This is a genomic window from Corynebacterium sp. ZY180755 (genome assembly GCF_054331495.1).
In genome coordinates this window covers 14,158-32,545 of record NZ_JBTGLF010000002.1, presented here as the reverse complement: position 1 = coordinate 32,545, position 18,388 = coordinate 14,158, and the positions used below count along the sequence as shown (strand labels likewise).

At 57.6% G+C, this 18,388-nt stretch carries 14 protein-coding genes and 1 pseudogene; 7 read left to right on the top strand and 8 right to left on the bottom strand.

What is annotated here, in order from left to right:
• Positions 1–189: 189 nt before the first annotated feature.
• Positions 190–1,071 (bottom strand): annotated as a pseudogene (locus ACXM2N_RS11645) (IS1249 family transposase); the annotation flags it as partial.
• Positions 1,072–1,642: 571 nt separating this feature from the next.
• Here ACXM2N_RS11645 and ACXM2N_RS11640 point away from each other — a divergent pair.
• Together ACXM2N_RS11640 and ACXM2N_RS11635 are read left to right on the top strand one after the other, a co-directional pair.
• The gene (locus ACXM2N_RS11640; protein WP_011152926.1) at positions 1,643–1,690 is read left to right on the top strand and encodes an erythromycin resistance leader peptide; all 48 of its coding nucleotides are present in this window, start codon (positions 1,643–1,645) and stop codon (positions 1,688–1,690) included.
• A gap of 99 nt (positions 1,691–1,789) precedes the next feature.
• Positions 1,790–2,644 (top strand): 23S rRNA (adenine(2058)-N(6))-methyltransferase Erm(X), encoded by an 855-nt coding sequence (locus tag ACXM2N_RS11635; RefSeq protein WP_011152925.1) that lies wholly within the window; start codon positions 1,790–1,792, stop codon positions 2,642–2,644.
• A gap of 175 nt (positions 2,645–2,819) precedes the next feature.
• Here ACXM2N_RS11635 and ACXM2N_RS11630 read toward each other — a convergent pair whose 3' ends face one another.
• The 7 genes from ACXM2N_RS11630 to ACXM2N_RS11600 all read right to left on the bottom strand — a co-directional run bounded on the left by ACXM2N_RS11630 (position 2,820) and on the right by ACXM2N_RS11600 (position 14,868).
• A complete protein-coding gene (locus ACXM2N_RS11630; RefSeq protein ID WP_257055618.1) occupies positions 2,820–5,666 on the bottom strand; it encodes a DNA methyltransferase in 2,847 nt (948 codons plus the stop codon).
• A 112-nt stretch (positions 5,667–5,778) separates the two neighbouring features.
• Positions 5,779–7,227, bottom strand: coding sequence for a replication initiation protein (locus ACXM2N_RS11625; RefSeq protein ID WP_257055617.1), 1,449 nt, complete (start codon positions 7,225–7,227; stop codon positions 5,779–5,781).
• A 942-nt stretch (positions 7,228–8,169) separates the two neighbouring features.
• A complete protein-coding gene (locus ACXM2N_RS11620; protein ID WP_208305326.1) occupies positions 8,170–8,424 on the bottom strand; it encodes a plasmid partition protein ParG in 255 nt (84 codons plus the stop codon).
• Positions 8,424–9,008, bottom strand: coding sequence for a nucleotide-binding protein (locus ACXM2N_RS11615; RefSeq protein WP_458491198.1), 585 nt, complete (start codon positions 9,006–9,008; stop codon positions 8,424–8,426). The genes ACXM2N_RS11620 and ACXM2N_RS11615 overlap by 1 nt, the downstream gene beginning before the upstream one ends.
• A 122-nt stretch (positions 9,009–9,130) precedes the next feature.
• Positions 9,131–12,577, bottom strand: a complete 3,447-nt coding sequence (gene mobF, locus ACXM2N_RS11610) for a MobF family relaxase (RefSeq protein ID WP_458491196.1) — start codon at positions 12,575–12,577, stop codon at positions 9,131–9,133.
• Between the two features lie 719 nt (positions 12,578–13,296).
• Positions 13,297–13,830, bottom strand: a complete 534-nt coding sequence (locus ACXM2N_RS11605; RefSeq protein ID WP_448898930.1) for a recombinase family protein — start codon at positions 13,828–13,830, stop codon at positions 13,297–13,299.
• Between the two features lie 369 nt (positions 13,831–14,199).
• The gene (locus ACXM2N_RS11600; protein WP_011867703.1) at positions 14,200–14,868 is read right to left on the bottom strand and encodes an Abi family protein; all 669 of its coding nucleotides are present in this window, start codon (positions 14,866–14,868) and stop codon (positions 14,200–14,202) included.
• A gap of 61 nt (positions 14,869–14,929) precedes the next feature.
• Between ACXM2N_RS11600 and ACXM2N_RS11595 the strand changes: the two genes are divergently transcribed.
• From ACXM2N_RS11595 to ACXM2N_RS11575, 5 genes are all read left to right on the top strand, one after another.
• Complete coding sequence (locus ACXM2N_RS11595; RefSeq protein WP_458491215.1) at positions 14,930–15,193, top strand: helix-turn-helix domain-containing protein; 264 nt, start codon at positions 14,930–14,932, stop codon at positions 15,191–15,193.
• Entirely contained in the window at positions 15,142–15,753 is a 612-nt protein-coding gene (locus ACXM2N_RS11590; RefSeq protein ID WP_198028689.1) for a class I SAM-dependent methyltransferase, read from the top strand. Before ACXM2N_RS11595 ends, ACXM2N_RS11590 begins: the two co-directional genes overlap by 52 nt.
• Before the next feature lie 386 nt (positions 15,754–16,139).
• Complete coding sequence (locus tag ACXM2N_RS11585) at positions 16,140–16,193, top strand: chloramphenicol resistance leader peptide (RefSeq protein ID WP_011113070.1); 54 nt, start codon at positions 16,140–16,142, stop codon at positions 16,191–16,193.
• A gap of 21 nt (positions 16,194–16,214) precedes the next feature.
• Positions 16,215–17,390, top strand: coding sequence for a chloramphenicol efflux MFS transporter Cmx (gene cmx / locus ACXM2N_RS11580; RefSeq protein ID WP_458491213.1), 1,176 nt, complete (start codon positions 16,215–16,217; stop codon positions 17,388–17,390).
• Positions 17,390–18,379 (top strand): IS481-like element IS5564 family transposase, encoded by a 990-nt coding sequence (locus ACXM2N_RS11575; protein WP_167380529.1) that lies wholly within the window; start codon positions 17,390–17,392, stop codon positions 18,377–18,379. The genes cmx and ACXM2N_RS11575 overlap by 1 nt, the downstream gene beginning before the upstream one ends.
• Positions 18,380–18,388 lie beyond the last annotated feature (9 nt).

Sequence of the window (18,388 nt, the reverse complement as noted above, 5' to 3'; positions counted from 1 at the left end):
GAGTCCGGCGTTCGAACACAGTTGGGAAGGTGCGGGGGTGCCGATATGGAAGCTGGTAGTATTCACCCTGAAGGTGATCCTTTCGACCTGGGTGTCTGGAGTCTAAGCAACTACCAATTTACCTGGTCAAGGGTCACTTTCTTCATTTCTTCAGCCGGTGTCCCGCTACTTCCAGTGAAAAACCCGGGTTAAATCCGCGGTTACGCCGTCGGGTGGGTCGAGGAATACGAACAGTTCACCGCTGGCAGCAAGCTTTTCTAAACGCCGCAACGCTCTTCGCGCGCTGCGGTGTGTGTACCACCATGTCTGATTCTCACCCACCCATTTAGGCACTTGACCTGGCGTAACGGTGTTGCGATAGGTGCGTTGTTTCAGCCAGTCACCAAACGTGAGGCGGGTGTGGTGCACTGCGGCGATAAAGGCGGCAGCATCATCGCGGGTACGTACCTTGGTGAGCATGTAGCCTAGGCGGCGTATGGCTTTGTGGGCTGGGTATATGGGGTTGCGGCTGATGTCGGTAAACGTGTTGCGTTGGACGTGGACAAGGCAGCGTTGAATCCGTACGTTCTTCCACGCTGTGTGGATCTCCTTGAGCGCACCGCCTGACCCGTCAGTGGTCACGACGAGGGGTTCGGCGATTTTGTCGAGGAGTTTGAGGTATTCGTTGGAGCTTTCCCTCAGACACCAATGCCAGGCAATGACATGGTCTTTCGTACAGGCCACCAGTAGGCACTTCTTGTGGAAGTAGGTTCCGTCGATAAAGACCTGGTCATAGACCCGATACGGATCGGTGTCAGTGGGGACGGTAATAAACCACATCAAGCGAAACCACCGGGTCAGAGTGCGACGGTTGACCCCAAGGCGAGTGGCGAGGTGGTCTGCGGATTCACCGGACAAGATCCAGTCGAGGAAGATGGCGAAATGGCGCTTTTCTTGCGTGGTGGGGCGTGTGTTGATCGACGAGGCTTTGCAGGCTGGGCATATCCAGCGTTGGGTGCCGGCTGCGGTTTTCCCATTTTTTATAAGCCCGTGGCCGCACAACGTGCAGATAGGCCGGTTCTTCTTTGCCATTCCCAAGGCCTAGCACCACTGCGCCGGACCTTTACCACAACCTTGGCCTGATCCCGTGGAGATTCCGCCAAACCCCAGTTTGGAAGCCTTCTAAAAACCAAACAGGACGAAAATCCCAGCGTGGCGCGGGAAAACCAATAGATTTATCCACACGAAATGTCCCTTAAGCCGCAGTGGCGAGGTAAGGGGGTTAGATGCGACCAGCGACGATTGAGCGGTGAGCGTAGGCATAACACCCGGCGGGGTGATAACGCGGTACCACTCAATCGTCGCTGGTCGCTCCCTATCCCCCTCGGTGGACTCGGTGGAACTTGTCAGCGGCCAACAGTACGTTGGCTAACTCGGTGGCGTTGGCTAATGGCGCGGGTAGTGTACTTTAAAAACGCTCGGAGGTAGGGTAACTCCCCCTCGTTGCTCAGAGACGAAATCCGCCAGCGGTGGCGGCGCGACGAGCCGAAGGTAGGACAAATACAATTCCAGTCCAGGTGCAGATGTCTTGCACTGTTGCGGCGCAGTTGTCTTCTTTTTCACCGCGTATCACCCGCGAAATTAAATTGATATAATTAGGCCCATGTTGATTTCAGGTACCGCTTTCTTGCGGTTGCGCTCTAACCGCTAAGGCGGTTTCCTACCCCGTAGGTTAAAAACCTCTCCGGTCCTTTAGCCGGGCGGTCATTTGTCATGCCCGGCTCCTTTTCAACTCCAAGGAGCACACCTGATGTCTGCATACGGACACGGCCGTCACGAACATGGCCAAAATTTTCTCACCGACCACAAGATCATCAACTCCATCATCGACCTTGTAAAACAAACCTCCGGCCCCATCATTGAGATCGGACCAGGAAGCGGTGCCCTCACTCACCCGATGGCCTACTTGGGGAGGGCAATAACGGCAGTTGAAGTGGACGCAAAACTAGCTGCCAAACTCACACAAGAAACCTCCTCGGCGGCGGTCGAAGTGGTCCATGATGATTTCCTTAACTTCCGTTTACCCGCCACTCCCTGCGTCATTGTGGGAAATATTCCCTTTCATCTCACCACTGCCATTCTTCGAAAGTTGCTGCATGCGCCGGCATGGACTGACGCTGTACTCCTCATGCAGTGGGAAGTCGCTCGCCGCCGGGCTGGGGTAGGCGCAAGCACGATGATGACGGCTCAGTGGTCCCCATGGTTCACATTTCACCTGGGTTCCCGGGTACCAAGGTCTGCTTTCCGGCCACAGCCAAACGTTGACGGGGGGATCTTAGTGATCCGCCGGGTGGGTGACCCGAAGATTCCGATAGAGCAGCGCAAAGCCTTTCAGGCGATGGTGCACACCGTTTTCACTGCCCGGGGACGCGGGATAAGGGAAATTCTCCGAAGGGCAGGGTTGTTTTCATCACGTTCAGAAACACAATCATGGTTGCACTCGCGAGGAATCGACCCTGCGACCCTACCTCCCAGATTGCACACCAGCGACTGGATCGATCTCTTCCAGGTGACTGGTTCCTCTTCACCGCACCATCGACCAATTTCACCATCGGGAAGTAGTCAACGACCTCCTCAACGGAAAAACCGAAGCCGGCGGCGTTAATCCCCCCACCAAAACCGAATTGCACCAGTAGTACTAAAAGGTAAGCGAAGTCTGGCCGCAGACGCATCAATCACGGACAACTCGCGGGCAGCGTTGTACTCGGTAAGGAAGCTCATGTTCTCGACAATAGACCGCACCCGCGACATGAGTGCGGCCTATTCGAACAAGCATTGAGCTAGTTGTTGGTGAGTTTCGCGTAATTGGCAAACAGTAGCTCCTGGCGCTGCCGCTCCGAAGTGAGCTTGCGCGCCGCCCCCATTGCTTTATCCACTTCCCGGTCGAGCGCGTCATGCGCCTTCACCAGTTCTGGTGTCATAGCCAGCGGGTTGTAGTGCTCCGCGAGGGAACGCTCCGGGTGCAGTGCGCGCGCGGCGAGTACTTTCTGCCCAGCCTTAATAATCCGCTTGCGCGTCTTCTCATCGAGTTCTGGTACGGGGAACGTGTTCCACGTCAGTGTGTTCGCAAAACGCAGGCGAGATTCTAGCCTTCCTCCAATCATCTTTTGCCAAGTAATGAACATTGACGAAGAAATCAACGCGAACTGTGACCTATCAGAATCTTCAACCGCAAACGCAAGGCTGGAGACAACTGTTCCTTCCTCAATATCCGCAGCTGTGAAGTATGGCCGGTTCTCGCTAACAACGGATGGAACGCAAAGGAAATCTGTTTGTGGCCGATAACGTTGTGCGAAAAGATGGGGAATCTTTGCCATGCCCCGCGTAGTAGGAGCCGAGGACGTTGTTCTGTAGGCGCGTACTTGTTCAATTCGTGAACGCAGAAAAGCACTTGCCTGAACGTCGGCGGGGTCGAGATCGACCATCCAGAGACACCACCGACTAAGGCCGCGAACAAGTTCTCGCGAGCCAACGTACGGACGTAGGTACTTTGCCGCTATCGGATCGTCCAGAGCTTCTTGCACGTCCTGGGCTTCAACTATCAAGCCACCTCCGTCTTTTGCCATTGCGCCTAGAACTGCGGGTTTAATCTCGCAGGAGATGGGCGAAGTCATCTTTTGGACAAGGACATTAGGGCCGTCGACGAGGTAAGCATTAATCACGCGCTCCACAGGCACAGCCACGGGGGCACTGCTGACATTCGGGTAATCCCAGAGCTGGGGGCGAGGTTCGTGTGCACGGTCGAAACCGACGATGACGCAGTGGACTGCGGCTTTACCGGGAGCATCGGAATCCCATGAGAATGTGCGATGGGCGAAGCGGATACGCCAACCTGCTGCGAAGATGGGGCCGAATAAAAGCGGCACTTGTTCGCCTTGGGTAATCGAGTTAGTTGTTACGAAAGCGAACCGTCCGTTACGGGTACTGAAAAGGTCAAGGCTTTTTATGTGCCAACACGTGACGTAGTCCAATCTCGAGATGTTTTTACGTCTCCATACAGCTTTCATTTCCTCGAGCTGCTGTTTTGTGCGCGTATCTTGACCGATAAATGGTGGGTTGCCAAAGATAAACGTCTCCCCCACTGCTTTGGGCAGCGCTTCCGTCCAGTCCAGGGCGAGAGCGTTTCCGTGGACGATGTGGGCGGTAATCGTAATAGGCAAACGCTGCGGCGGACGCCCCACCGCATTCGCCAACTCCTTATTCGCCTGATGATCCACCAGGAACATCGCCGTCTCTGCAATCTTTGCCGGCCACCAGTTCAGCTCAAATCCGTAGAACTGCCCAATCGACAGTTTCTGCTCCCACTCAATATTTAGCGACATACCCGTCTCGCCACGGCGCTGACGGATAGCCACGATAAGGTCCGTTTCAATACGGCGCAGTTCTTTATAGGCGGTGAGCAGGAAGTTTCCCGCACCACAGGCCGGGTCGCAGAAAATATGGGCAGCCAGTGAGTCGCGGAATTCTTCTAACTTGCGCACCGGGGTGGCGGGGTTGGAGACCAGCTTGTCAGCCTGGGCACGCAACTCGTCGAGGAAGAGCGGTCCGATGGTCTTGAGGATGTTGGTCTTCGAGGTGTAGTGCTCACCATCGCCACGGCGGGCTTCTTTCGACTTAACCAGCTGGAACAGTGAGCCGAAGACGGACACGTCGATTTTTGACCAGTCGAAGTCGCAGGCGTTGAGCAGGGCTTCGCGCATGGCGTAGTCGAAATATTCGGGGTCGAGCTGCTCGGCGAAGATTGCGCCGTTGACGTAGGGGAATTTCGCCAAGGTGCCGGGTAAGCGCTTAGGCCGCTTGTCCTCCGGGGTGTTGAGGACTCGGAAAAGTTCGTTGAGCTGAGGTCCGAGAGATTCCGGGGTGGTTTCGTTGCGCACGAACGTCGTAAACAGGTGCGGGGTGTCCCACAGGCCTGCATCGTCGCCGAAAAGGAGGAAGAGGATGCGCGTTAGGTAGACCGAGGTGCGCATGACCCTTTCGTCTTCTTCCTCCGGAGTGGTTGGGGCTTCATCGCCCACGGCTTCGTCTGCCTCGTCGCCGTTCATGGCGCGGAACAGCTCGACCATCAGGCGTGAGGCCTCCAAAGAGGCTTGCTCTTCCTCGTGATAGGCCGAGGTCTCATAGTCCGCCAGGAACACGAGTTGTTCCAGATGCTCGTCGATTTCGTCCAGGTCGAAGGTAACGTCCCATTCTGCAGAGTCTCCGACATACTCGCGGTTAAGGCGGGTGATGCGCAGAGTCTCGAAGTTGGAGCAGAGGACATAGGCCGGCATTTGTGAGTTCGGGATGGTGCCGCCCAACAAATAGTCCAGCGCCTGGTTGTGCGCATTGTCGAGATCGACCCCGAGAGATTTTGCTTCGCCGATGACTTTGCCAGGCATAAACAAGTCGATTTTGCCCGTGCGTCCGGTCGATGCTCGTTTCGCGCTGCGCTGGTACAGGTAAAGATCGCGGGCGTTAATACCGAAGCAATCTAGGAGGTCGCCCCAGAATTGTTGGTCATGGCTTGATTCAGTGGCCGGTCGATTTTCTGCTTTCCATTCCTCAATGTGGGCAAGCCAGCGCACTTTGAATTCGGTGAGGTTATGGCGAATGGTTGCGCGGTCTAGGAGAGCAGAGGAAGTCATGTTAAAAGCATATAAGCTGCCCTGCTCCCTCAAGGTTTTCTTCAAGTGAGGTTTATATAACTGCCTAACGGCAGGGGAACCGTATATTGCTTACGGCATGTTCCACTTTTAATTAAATAAGGCCAGCTTCCCGTAAAGCTTTCAAATGCCGATTCGCCTGTTGCCGGGTGATGCCTAGCTCCTGACCTACAGTTCGCCCTGACGGAAGTTTTCCTGTCTGGGTCAAAATATCCATTGCTGTAGCTAACACGCGACCTCGGGTACCTTTTCCACGACTCTGGCGAAGGGCGTTTGCAGCATGGAGTTTCTTACGCTCTGTTTGTGCATATTCCCCGTGTGGGTCTGTTTTCCAGCGTTGTGCAGCCTTTTGCCCGCCTCTGCGTCCCATGGTGGCCAAAGCTTTGCGCTCGCTGCTGGTTGCCTTTCCAGGCGCACTCGACCCCATGGAGGCCGTGCTCTTGGATTGTGTCACGTAACCGCGGACTCGTCGTGCCATAGTCTGACGGTCGCGCATAGGTGGCATCTCGTTGTCTCGGCCTGCGCCGCCGTGGGTCTGTGCGACGTTGTAGGCGTGCTCGTAGGCGTCGATGATGGCTGCATCCGTGAGTCGTTGGCCGGCGGCGCGGAGCCTGTGGCCAGTCTTAAGGGCGTGGCGGAACGCGGTCTCGTCGCGGGCGGCGGTGCCCTCGGTAATCCAGAGCACGCGCACACCGTCAATGAGCTCCGGGTCGTACTGGTCGAGTTCAGCAGAGACTTCCGCGTCCACGTCCTGCGCCAGTGTCTTAAACGCTTGTGCCTCTTCACGACGGGTTTTCACCGCGTTAATGAGTTCCCGTCCTGACTTAAATTGCTGGCGTGGTGCAGCCTCGTACTGGTCTGTCCCGGACAAATCCCTCACCTGCCTTATCAAGTCACCTAGACGCATCACGCGATTGTGTTGCCTATACCAACGATAAGCTGACGGAGATTTACCGGTGTAGAACGGATTGCGGCTAAAGCCGTGAGCAAAATGGGGATCGTGGCCGAGCAGCTCGCCTAGGGTGTGCGTGGTCGCAGCTAGGAGCTTCATCTGCGAAGACTTACCCGAAGCATCCGCGTAAACGGGGTCAATGAGCCAGATAAACTGCCCTTTTCCGCTTATGGGGTTCACTCCCACCCAGGCTGGGCCGATGTTGTGCTCGACAAGCACCCGCACGACGTTGCGCACGTACAAGGCCAGGTCTGCGGGATGTCCTCCGGCTTCTCCCGGCTGGTCTATATCTACGACGAGGACTGCGGCGTATTGCTTGCTCGTGAGCTTGACGTACTCGCATTTACCAAGGGCCTCGGAGTCGGTGCGGTACATACGCGGCGAGACCTCGCCGGCTTTATTGCGGCGGTAAGCCTTTTTAAAGTCGCGCGTAACTGAACCGTGGAGGACGTCGCGGCCTAAATGTGCGAGAAGAAAATCGCGGTCTGTCGTGCTCGCGGGCGTATCGTCAAGGCCCGCGCTGTCGCGGTCGACGCGGTAGCGCGTCTCAATGTGTGCAGAATCTACACGATTGGGTAAACTCACAGTCATGCTTTCTCCCAGTGGCGACTGGGTGATAAGCGAAAGTCACTGGGCGGCAACCCGGTGGCTTTCTTCGTTTTCGGTCTTTCTTGACAGTAAATCACACCACGGTAATTCGCCCCTGGTGACACACTTAATGCGCGTTTTCGCCCTGCGCTGATTTACCCATACGGGTGCGCAGATTTACCCACAAAGCAAAAAAGCGTGCGCATATTTACCCACAAGCGTGCGCATATTTACCATCACGCGTGCGCATATTTACCATCACGCGTGCGCATATTTACCCACAAGACAATTTCCCCAGGACGCTTCAGTTGATGCGTTTGGATAGGACTTGTCGGCCCTGGAGATCGAGGACGCAGGCGTGGTGGAAGTATTTGCCGACGTCCATTCCAATGACGAAGTCATAGGCCATGAGTTGGTGCCTCCTAGCGATGAAAAGGGAGTTGAATAGATGAGCTTCATCGCTGGGTGGTCGGACATACTTGCGCTGGCATCCACATTACTGTGAGACCTCGTGCCGCCTGGGCCGGGTCAGGTTCCTATTAGCAGTTTGAGTATGTCACTGTCTTCGGCGGCATCACCCCCCGGATCATTTTCTTAACAGGGACAGGAATAAGCCATACCGAAGCCAGCGACTAGTTCCACTGTCCTTTCGGACGGCGGGAACGGACATAAACATAGCCCGCCCACTCGGGTGGACGGACTATGAATCTTCGGTGCCCTGGGGTGGAACTGCTAACAACGTAATGGGGGGATCGGCGACCTTCTAAGCCAGCGGGGCAATAGAGCTTTCCGGGAGAGGGTTAAGCCCCTCGCCAGCACTACTGACTACCACCAGAATAAACGGTTCTTCGCCGCCCACAACTTGAACGGTTTTACGCCCCTCGCACTAACAACGTTATAACGTCCAAACGCTAACGCTATAACGTTAACGTTTTAACGTTATTGCTATTTCCGCTGTTCACGGCTGCGATTGACCAGCCAGTCCGCAACCAGATCTTCGACGATCTGTGACATGTTGGTTCCGTCTTCGATGGCTGCGATCTTGAGTTCTTTGGCCGTTTCTTCAGTGAAGTAGACGGTGGTGCGTCGGGAAAGCTCGGAGGTTCCGGGGCGCAGCGTGTCTTCGACGGTGACCTTTTTCTTCCCCGCGCTCATACTCGGTCGCATGGTGTCGGCGAGGCTGTTTTTCTTTGTTGCCATTAGTCCATCTCCTCGATGCCTAGTATTTCTTCGCAGATATCGGTGAAGGTGTAGAGCTCTTCGGGATTGGTGCCGAAGTAGGTCTTAATTTCTTCGCGCTCCGGGACGACGCTGTAGAACGTCGAGACTCCCTGAGCCTCGAAGAGTTCGCGCGTCTCGCGGTAGAGGCGACGGTGTTGGAGGACTCCGGACAGGAGGACTCCGTGCGGTCGGTGGGCGACGGTTTCAAGCGTCGGCCAAACACGATCGATATCGAGAGGCGCGGCGTGGGTCGGAACAATGATTAAGTCAGCGGTATCGATAGCTGCTTGAATCTCGTCGGCGGTGCCAGGCGGGGTATCGACGATCTGCCAACCGTCCGATGCCGGGAAGCGTTGAAGGCGGCGCGCGTCGACGCTTCGGACCGAAAACTCGAGTTTGTCTTCTCGCATGGATGCGACTTCTGCCCATCGCGTTGCTGAGCCTTGGGGGTCGGCGTCGAGGACTTCAACGTCGATACCTCGGCGCGCTGCGGCGGTCGCCAGCATGATGGTGTTCGTTGTTTTGCCCACACCTCCTTTGGTGTGGACGAAGGATATGCGCATGTCACTGCTACTTTCTTTCGGCATAAACGTCTTAGCGTTAAAACGTTAACGTTTTAACGTCATGACGCTAACGTTAAAACGTTAAGGCGTTAATGTCAACCGTTTAGGCAGTTCACTTGGGGTTAGAGTTCCATTCCGTTCTCGACAACGATGTCGTAGGAGTTGGTCAACTCGCCCGTTTCAAAGGTGGAGTGTCCGGCTTTGAAGTTGGCGCGTGTGCCGTCTTTGCCGAGCCATTCGTTAATGGCTTCGTCTTCGAGGCGGGTCTGTTCGGTCTCTTCTTGCGGGGCGACCATCTTCCACACGAGTGGATCGACGATTTCACCGTAGAGGCAGAGCAAGGCGTGCTCTTTCTCCATCGGTCTTGCTTCGCGCTCGATGTCGGCGAGCTTGTCTTCGATCTGGGTTGTTTCGGCTTCAATTGCTTCCTTGCGCTGGCGAAGCTCGTCGAGTTCCTGCTGGCGCTTATCACGGGCGCTCGTCCATTCGGCGATGGTGTCGTTGCCGGCCTCCGGGTCAAACAGCTTCTTCAGCCAGCCGCGGTTGTCGCGGGCGCGTTCTGCGTACTCGATTTCCCTCGTGGCCTCGTTGACTTTGCTTTGGGCATCGCGTTCTTGATTGGAAAGTGTCAGGCGGTACTCGTTGAGCTCAGCGCGCTGTCCCTTCAGCTCATCGCGGAGATTTCCTAGTTCTGTCAAGCGGTTATCCAGAGCCGTCCACTTGTCACGGGTGCGCTGGCGCAGCACAGCCTTGGGGTCAATGCCTGCCAATCGCTTCCTGCGCTCGGCGGCTTGCTGTGCTTCTGCATGGAAGTCGTTAAAGCGCTCCATCCGGGCCTGCGTGCGGTGCTGGGCAACCTCGCCCATGCGGGTATTGGCGAATGGGTCGGCCTGCGGGAGTCGGTGCGATAGACGGGCGATGAACCAGTCGGCGCGGGTCTTTCGGTGCAGCTCGTGCGGGGTGATGTCGCCGGTGTTGCGGGTCGCGGCCTGGATAAGGAGGTCGCGGGCGTAGTCGGTGGACTCGCGTCGCTCGACTGGGGTGTTGGCCCCGTGTCCGGTATCGCCATCTCCCGGCATGGTCTCGGTCATGTAGAGGCAGTTCACATAACGTCCGCGTGTCAGCGGGACGTAGACACCGGCGCGATCAATCTGGCCTACTTCGGCGACAACGCGCGCTATATCGACGGTCGCACCCTGGGCAGAATGGCCGGTAGACGCATAACCCAGTTGGGTATGTTCACGCAGGTAAGCGGGCGGTAGCGTCACTGTGGCGTTTGTATCGTCACACCGGCGTGCGCGGATATTGCCTTCAGCGTCGATTTCTTCGACCTCCCAGCGTTGTCCGTTGCGCACCACGTCACCGGCACTGGTGGTCAGGTCGTAGTCGTTGCGGCGAGTCAAGATAGTGTCACCGACGTGTACGAAGTGCCCGCCGGATACCGGCACGGATTCGGACAAGTCCAGATTGCCGAGTTCAGCCATGTGTTTCTGGGCGGCGGCATTCAGCGCGTCCACGTAGTCGCGATTCGATGCCACGAGCAGGGATTGTCTGCCCCACAGCACATCCTTCTTCCAGTCCGACAAGGCATCGTTCATCATGGCGGTCACTGAACCTGCGGACAAGCGTCCGGCCTCGGCGTAGAAGTCAGCGGCACGCTCAACATCGGCAGGCTCGCCAGTACGCAAACGCTTCGAGGCTTCACGCTCAGCCGCATCGGACTGGCGGAAGACTTCCGTGAGCTCTGCGGCATCGGGCAGCTCGTGGGCCAGGGTGGCGAGCATGCCACCGCGCGATTTCACCGCACTGTACTGGTACGGGTCGCCGACGAAGACCACGCGGGCATCAGCAGCCTGGGCGATGTCTAAGATGCGCACGATGTCCGGGGTGGCGACCATTCCAGCCTCGTCCACGACCACGACAGTCTGGTTATCCCAGCCCAACTGGGCGGCTGCGCCGCACGCGTCAAGGTCGCCTGCTTGTCGCAGGGCGCGCGCTAGTGTCATGGACTCATGGGCCACATCTTCGGCAACCATCACGTCCGCCGCCTTGCCGGTAGGTGCTAGACCAATAACCTGTTTCCCGGCGTTCTCCCACGCGCTGCGCGCGGCCTTAAGCGAGGAGGTCTTACCGGCTCCGGCAGGCGCGATAAGCACACTGGAGCGGTAACGCGAGGACACCACCGCGCGCATGGCCTCGGCCTGCGAGGTAGACAGCGTGCCGGGACGCTCGCGAATGGAGGATGCATCAACGCCAGCGTTGGTGACTGCGCAGGCCAGATCGATGCCGCGATTGACTTCATCGACCACGCCCTGGGAGGTAAAGCGTTGGGAGCCTTCGCGGGCGGCTTTATCCCACACGCGCGACTTATCTGGGGTGACAGTCCAGGCCGCACCATCGCGGAAAACCTGCTCCGTGAGTTCCTCCACGGTGGCGAGTATCTTCTCGGTCTCGACGGCTCCGACGGGGATAAGTTCGGCGGTTTTCTCTACGACATCGGCGCGCGTAAACGTCGAGCGTTCCTCCGTCACCGCCTCAATAATCTCGGCGATTGTCGGCAGTCCTGGGCGCTCGTGCGTGCGCTCAGCAAGCTCGGTACGCGGGCGAATGTCTGCAATATTCTCGCGGACCGTGTGGCCGGCCGGGCGCTGCCGCCAGTTGGCCTCAAGCTCGTTAAGGGTAGTGTCGAGGTCTTTAGTCTGGCGGGTTTTCTTCTGCCCGATGCGCGCCATCTGCGTGTTGGCATCAAGGCCATTGACTGCGCGCCACTGGTCGATTTCGCGTGCGCGAGTCGAAAACGCCTCAATGAGTGCACGGTCTTCCAGCCCGCGCATCTCCGCGCACCCGTTGACCGTCTCGCCCCACTCAACGCCCAGCGACGCGGCTAGGCGCTCGCGCAGTATGGCTTGGTAAACCATGCCCGCTGCGCGCGCCTCGTGATAAAGGCTGACTCCATCTAGTGTGCGCCACTTCCCGTCAGAACATCGCTGCTTGTTGGCTAATAGAACGTGTGAGTGGACGTGCGGATCGCCCGCGCGGCTCGTCCGATGCTCGTACTTCACGCCGCTTAAAGCCTCGACGCGATCGATGATCATCAGCGACGAATCACCCTCATCGGCACGGCGCGTATAGCCCGCGTGCTCCGACAGATAGGACAGTGCTTTTCCGACTGCTTCGGCGTGCGCTTCATCAACGGCTCGACGCACCGCCGCATCGTCGGTCAACCCCCACAACATGGACACGCTCTTTGGCGCGCAAAACGTTAAGTCAAAGCCTGGCACTCCCGATTCTTTCGGCGCACGCCCCAGTTTCACACCCGACGGAGCGATAGCTTTGTTGAACCACGCCCGCACATTCTCACCAAGAATCTGCTCGCCCTCGGCAACCCCGAGCGCCTCCGCGACCGCCGCCGCTTGGGCATCGGTACGCGCGTTGACCCATGCCTCCGCCGGCTTGGTTCCGTCCTCGGAGTAGTAGCCGTCCGGGCCGAGATTTTCGTCCTTGTCTTCCTCGACAGTGGACTCATAGTAGGCCACGGATTCACCGTGCATCTTCGCGATGGTCAGCACGTCCCGCAGCCTCCTTTCGCCCCTGGCACGCCCCCGCACGGAGTGCGGAAGCACGTTTACTGCAAATGTACCAAAGAAAATTAGGCGTGGGCCGGAAAGGCCAAGACCTAGTGGGCAAAAGGCCACATTGGCGCAGAAATAGACGCTTGTGCAAACAGACAACCACGCAACCGTGGTTTGTTGTTGAAAGGCGAACCATATGACGCTTGTAGCTACTTCGTGCTACTCGCAGCTACTTCGTGCTACTTGCAGCTACTTCGTGTAGTGCTTAGACTAAAGGTGAACAGTTTGATTGCCGCGCGCAGCTAAGCTGGGACAATAAAAATAACCCCAACCGAGGTCCAAGTCGGTTGAGGTTATCGGACCTAAAGGCCCAAGTGAAGCATCACCGCAATGAGCTTCACCGTTACGGTCACAAGTGTTATGACCTTGATTGCCACATCGAGCCATCCAAGCTTCTTCGTGGTGTCAAGGTCTTTTCTTTTGTGACCGGGCGTTTCCAATGAGTGTCTACCCATTGGTCACCTCCCTGACGTCGTAGGGTCGTTCCCTCGCCTAACAAGGCGCACGGAAACAGCCCACGTGAACGCGCGGACCTACCGCGCACCGACGAGGAAGCCACACCCACCCCACACCTAAAGCACGGAATGTTTGTGGACCATCTCAAACACTAGCAACCCACCCCCGACACCCCTTTTAGGCCTAAGCCTGTCGGTTCCTTAATCGTCGAGTGCTCGGTACAAGGTTGGGCGAGTAATCCCGAAATCGCGAGCAATGGATGCTTTCGACTCCCCTGCCGCTACACGCTCTTTTGCCTCAGCCACCTGGTCGGGGGTCAGGGCGCGTTTACGGCCTTTGTACTTGCCGGCCTTTTTCGCCAGAGCAATGCCTTCGGCTTGGCGCTCGCGAATAATGGCGCGTTCAAACTCCGCGAAGCTACCAAGGATGCCGAGCATCAAATCCGCGCGCGGGTCACTGCTGTTTTTTGAAAACGATAGATGCTCATGCAGAAACGTCACTGTCACGCCTTTCGCGGTGAGTTCATCGACCAGAGCGCGCAAGTCTGCTAGCGAGCGGGCAAGGCGGTCAATCGACGAGACAACGAGTTCATCACCATCACGCACGTAGGTCATGCATTCGGCAAGGCCGGGACGGGTTGCACGAGTGCGGCCTGAAATCTTGTCTTCAAAGAAGAGGTCAATCGGACCGGAAGCATTAAGCAACTCATGCTGACGTTGGTCGTTTTGCTCCATTGTGGACACGCGCACGTACCCCACTCGTTGCCCATTGCCAGCCATGCGCCCTCATCCCCATCAAATAGTATCGCTAAGTTAATAACTTAACCATACAGCTGTAACGAAATGTGGGAACCCGCTTAGGTTTACAGCACGCAACCTGGAAACTTCACTGTAACTTTAGGGTGTACCCTACATGTCGCGTTTAATCTGAGAAACCTTTCATCATTCTGGGTAGGTCTCTCTGGAGAAATCAATATCGAACGCTCATCCCAAGTGCAGACACCATCTGCCACCTAAATGTGCACCAGTTCCGAAGGGCCTTCGCCCTCGTCGGACGGGAGCTCCTTCGTGCTATCAATTTCTCTACCCGATATGGAGGCCAGTTTACGGCCTAGTGTTCCTCAGATCAGTGATTCTGGAATGGGTAGAAATCCACGCTGACGCTGCTGGATCGATCCACGTGGTTAAAAGGATGATAGCTTTCTGTGCTCGATCAAGGCGATTATTTTCTCTCTGTCTGTTCTGCTTAATAATTGGCTCGTGATGGGCGCATCGGTTGCGCAGTTTATAGACCTCATCAACCTCACGCTTGAAATCGGTCAGGGAAGGTACAAAGATTCCGTCCCCTTTAGAAGCCGGCGTAGCCACAAGAGACTTTTTGACCAAGGGCCAGATCGTCGACGCGTATGTATTGGTAAAAAGATACGCCCAGAAATCAAAGCTCAGCTCAGCAATAACTCGCCCGGGTGGCGGTGCTTGCCCTTTGGTAATCCCAGCACGCCGTTCTGCTTTATTAATAGACTTCTTAGCTTGCTGGTCAAAGGGAATAGCGGGATGGATGTACCAACGCTGTCCATATTTTGAGGAAACCACAGTATGAACACAGTTACGCAATAACACCTCTACATGTTGAATATCCTCTAGGAAAGCCTTAGTCACATGGGTATTCCACAGGTAGAGAGCTTCAGGATCCGAGTGGAAGCTGTAGGTTTTCATACGTTCGGATGAAAACCACGCTTCAAGATCGGTTGCCTCAATATTCTTGGATGACATACTGACTAGTGTTACACTTAAAAACGAAGGCCCCGGAATGATCCCTGCGTTTTAGACGTATATCACCGGGGTTATTGATTTTTACGGTGCTGTTGCAAAGCGGGGCGGAGCCGGTGAATCCAAAGTCGCCATCGCCAAGGGCCTCGGTGTCAGCCGCGCCACCCTTTACCGTGCACTAGGTCGTGTTACGAAAGTCGTTTCAGCCAGTACCGGATCACCGCCAGCTGAACTGATCTCAGACTGCCCCGTAGATACGAGGAAGCCATGCCCCGGATGTCGACCGCAGAAGCGTTGTTCTGCCGCAGTGCACTGTGGCATTTTCTAGCCCCGAGGATGATTCCCTGGGCGACTCAGGACTGCTCCCTCGCTGGACGCGTTCTGGAGATCGGCGGTGGCAGCGGAGCGATGGCTGAAGCAATCATCCACTCCCACGGGCAGGTGAACCTCACAACGACCGACGTCGATCCGGCCATGGTCCAGGCCGCGCAGCGATCCCTCGCAGGACTGCCCATTGAGGCACGTCAGGCTGATGCCACTGCCCTGCCCTTTGCAGACGAGTCCTTCGACATGGTGGTGAGCTTTCTCATGCTCCATCACGTGGTCGAGTGGGAGCAGGCGGTGGCTGAGGTGGCTCGGGTCCTGCGCCCAGGCGGGTTGTTCGTGGGATATGACCTGCTCTCCTCGCGCGTCGCGGGCTGGCTTCACCGGGTCGATGGCTCCCCGCACCGCCTCATCGAGGCCGATGCCTTCGAATCCGCCCTGGAACAAGCTGGTCTGGACCCACTCCGCCTTCGCTCCACTGGCGGGGGTCTGGTCCTGCGGTTCGTAGTACACAAGTCGAGTATCACCGACCACAACCCGAGTAACTCTGGGCACGGTACGTAGCTGCTTCGCGAAGATAAGCTCCAACCAATGAGACCAGGTCATCCCCGGTGACGATGACCGGTGCGGGATTTGGTGTGGGGCTCATTTCGCATCCTGATGGCTATGACCGGTTCACCCGGCAGACAAGCGGGCCACGATGTACCGTCTCTGCCCACTCAGAGGACATCCGCCACGCCGTCTAGGTGTGATGTCCAGGGACGTTGTTCTGGCCCCCGCCCGTAATGACACCGTGCCGATTCAAGAAGTATCTGTCCAGACCGCTTGCCATTGAAGGCATGTTAGAGTTTGGGGCATGTCGAGTCCCGAATCAGACAGGTCAGGGGTTGTCGGTCACACCGCCAGCCCCTTGAACCACTAGTTACGACGCCCACGATCTGTGTGGGCGTATGTCTGGCGTACCCGGGGCGCTGGCCGTGGTGACAAGAAGAACCATTTCTTGATCTCACACCTCGGAGTACTCGATGCCTTTTGCCCTCTACATGCTTGCCCTGGCGGTCTTCGTCATGGGCACTTCAGAATTCATGCTCGCGGGATTGCTCCCCGCGATCGCGACCGGACTTGACGTCTCGGTCGGCACTGCGGGCCTGCTGACCTCCGCATTCGCAGTCGGTATGGTCGTCGGCGCGCCAGTGATGGCGGCATTCGCTCGCCGTTGGCCACCGCGGCTCACATTGATCGTTTGCCTTCTCGTGTTCGCGGGAAGCCACGTCATCGGAGCGATGACACCAGTGTTCTCTCTCCTGCTCATCACCCGGGTGCTCAGCGCTCTCGCAAACGCAGGATTCCTCGCCGTAGCACTGAGCACGGCCACTACCCTCGTGCCAGCGAACCAGAAGGGGCGTGCACTGTCGATCCTGCTCTCCGGCACGACGATCGCAACCGTCGTGGGCGTCCCCGCCGGGGCACTGCTCGGCACAGCGCTGGGCTGGCGAACGACGTTCTGGGCGATCGCCATCCTCTGTATTCCCGCGGCCGTTGGAGTCATTCGTGGCGTCACGAACAATGTTGGTCGGAGCGAGACTAGCGCGACCTCACCAAGGCTCCGTGTCGAGCTCAGCCAGTTGGCGACGCCGCGGCTCATCCTGGCCATGGCACTCGGAGCGCTGATCAACGGAGGGACCTTTGCGGCATTCACCTTCCTGGCACCCATCGTGACCGAGACCGCGGGCTTGGCCGAAGCGTGGGTGTCCGTCGCGCTGGTGATGTTCGGCATCGGATCGTTCCTTGGCGTCACGATCGCAGGACGACTATCAGATCAACGACCTGGCCTCGTGCTCGCAGTCGGCGGACCGCTATTGCTGACAGGCTGGATCGTGTTGGCAGTGGTCGCATCTCATCCCGTTGCGCTTATCGTCCTCGTCCTCGTTCAGGGATTCCTGTCGTTCGGCGTCGGCAGTACTCTGATCACGCGTGTGCTGTATGCAGCATCGGGTGCGCCAACGATGGGCGGTTCGTACGCAACCGCAGCATTGAATATCGGAGCTGCAGCGGGGCCCGTGCTTGGTGCGCTCGGGCTCGCGACCGGGCTGGGGCTGCTCGCGCCGGTTTGGGTCGCTTCGGTGCTGACAGCGATCGCTCTCGTCATCATGCTTCTCACCAGACGCGCGCTTACGAAGACCGCGGCGGAGGCCAATTGATGACCCATCCGAACGCTCTTCTCACTCCTCGTGCCCGTCTCCGGTTAGCTCGGCTGATTGTCGAAGACGGCTATCCGGCCACGATCGCCGCAAAGATGTTCATGGTCTCCCCGATCACTGCCCGGAAATGGGCAGGCCGCTACCGGGAAGAGGGTGAGTTTGGGATGCAGGATCGCTCCAGCAAGCCGCACCGGATCCCAGGCAGGACGCCCGAGCATGTCAAGAAGAAGATCATCAACCTGCGCTGGCGGCTTCGACTGGGGCCAGCCCAGATCGCTGCGCGACTTGGTCTCTCGACGTCGACTGTTCACGCGGTCCTCGTCCGTTGCCGCGTGAACCGCCTCTCGCATATCGATCGTGTCACTGGCGAGCCATTGCGGCGATATGAGCATCCTCATCCGGGATCGTTGATTCATGTCGATGTCACGAAGTTCGGCAACATCCCCGACGGCGGTGGACATCGTTACGTAGGTCGGCAGCAAGGCGCACGGAACAAGCTCGCGACTCCGGGATTACCACGAGGAAAAGATCACAAGCCGCGCACCGGGACGGCGTTCGTTCACACAGTCATCGATGACCACTCCCGCGTCGCATACGCAGAAATCTGGTCGGATGAGCAGGCGAGCACAGCGGTGGGAGTTCTCGAACGCGCCGTGGCCTGGTTCGCCGAACGAGGCGTGACCGTCGAGCGAGTCCTATCCGACAACGGGTCGGCATACAGATCCCACGCATGGAGGGACTTCTGCGCTCGGCTCGGCATCCGACACAAGCGGACACGCCCCTACCGGCCGCAGACGAACGGGAAGATCGAGCGATTCCACCGCACGCTCGGGGACGGCTGGGCCTATGCCAGGTTTTACGGTTCAGAGGCCGAACGACGCCTGGCGCTGCCCGGCTGGCTCCACTTCTACAACCACCACCGACACCACTCTGCGATTGGCGGCGTACCCTTCGACCGACTCAACAACGTCCCTGGACATCACAGCTAGCGGGCGGCC

Bases quoted from the DNA above. Each gene is read 5' to 3' on its own strand.
- ACXM2N_RS11590 (WP_198028689.1), top strand. From the start codon at position 15,142: ATGTCGACCGCAGAAGCGTTGTTCTGCCGCAGTGCACTGTGGCATTTT.
- ACXM2N_RS11625 (WP_257055617.1), bottom strand. From the start codon at position 7,227: ATGACTGTGAGTTTACCCAATCGTGTAGATTCTGCACACATTGAGACG.
- ACXM2N_RS11575 (WP_167380529.1), top strand. From the start codon at position 17,390: ATGACCCATCCGAACGCTCTTCTCACTCCTCGTGCCCGTCTCCGGTTA.
- ACXM2N_RS11635 (WP_011152925.1), top strand. From the start codon at position 1,790: ATGTCTGCATACGGACACGGCCGTCACGAACATGGCCAAAATTTTCTC.
- ACXM2N_RS11615 (WP_458491198.1), bottom strand. From the start codon at position 9,008: ATGCGCATATCCTTCGTCCACACCAAAGGAGGTGTGGGCAAAACAACG.
- ACXM2N_RS11630 (WP_257055618.1), bottom strand. From the start codon at position 5,666: ATGACTTCCTCTGCTCTCCTAGACCGCGCAACCATTCGCCATAACCTC.
- cmx (WP_458491213.1), top strand. From the start codon at position 16,215: ATGCCTTTTGCCCTCTACATGCTTGCCCTGGCGGTCTTCGTCATGGGC.
- ACXM2N_RS11605 (WP_448898930.1), bottom strand. From the start codon at position 13,830: ATGGAGCAAAACGACCAACGTCAGCATGAGTTGCTTAATGCTTCCGGT.
- ACXM2N_RS11620 (WP_208305326.1), bottom strand. From the start codon at position 8,424: ATGGCAACAAAGAAAAACAGCCTCGCCGACACCATGCGACCGAGTATG.
- ACXM2N_RS11600 (WP_011867703.1), bottom strand. From the start codon at position 14,868: ATGTCATCCAAGAATATTGAGGCAACCGATCTTGAAGCGTGGTTTTCA.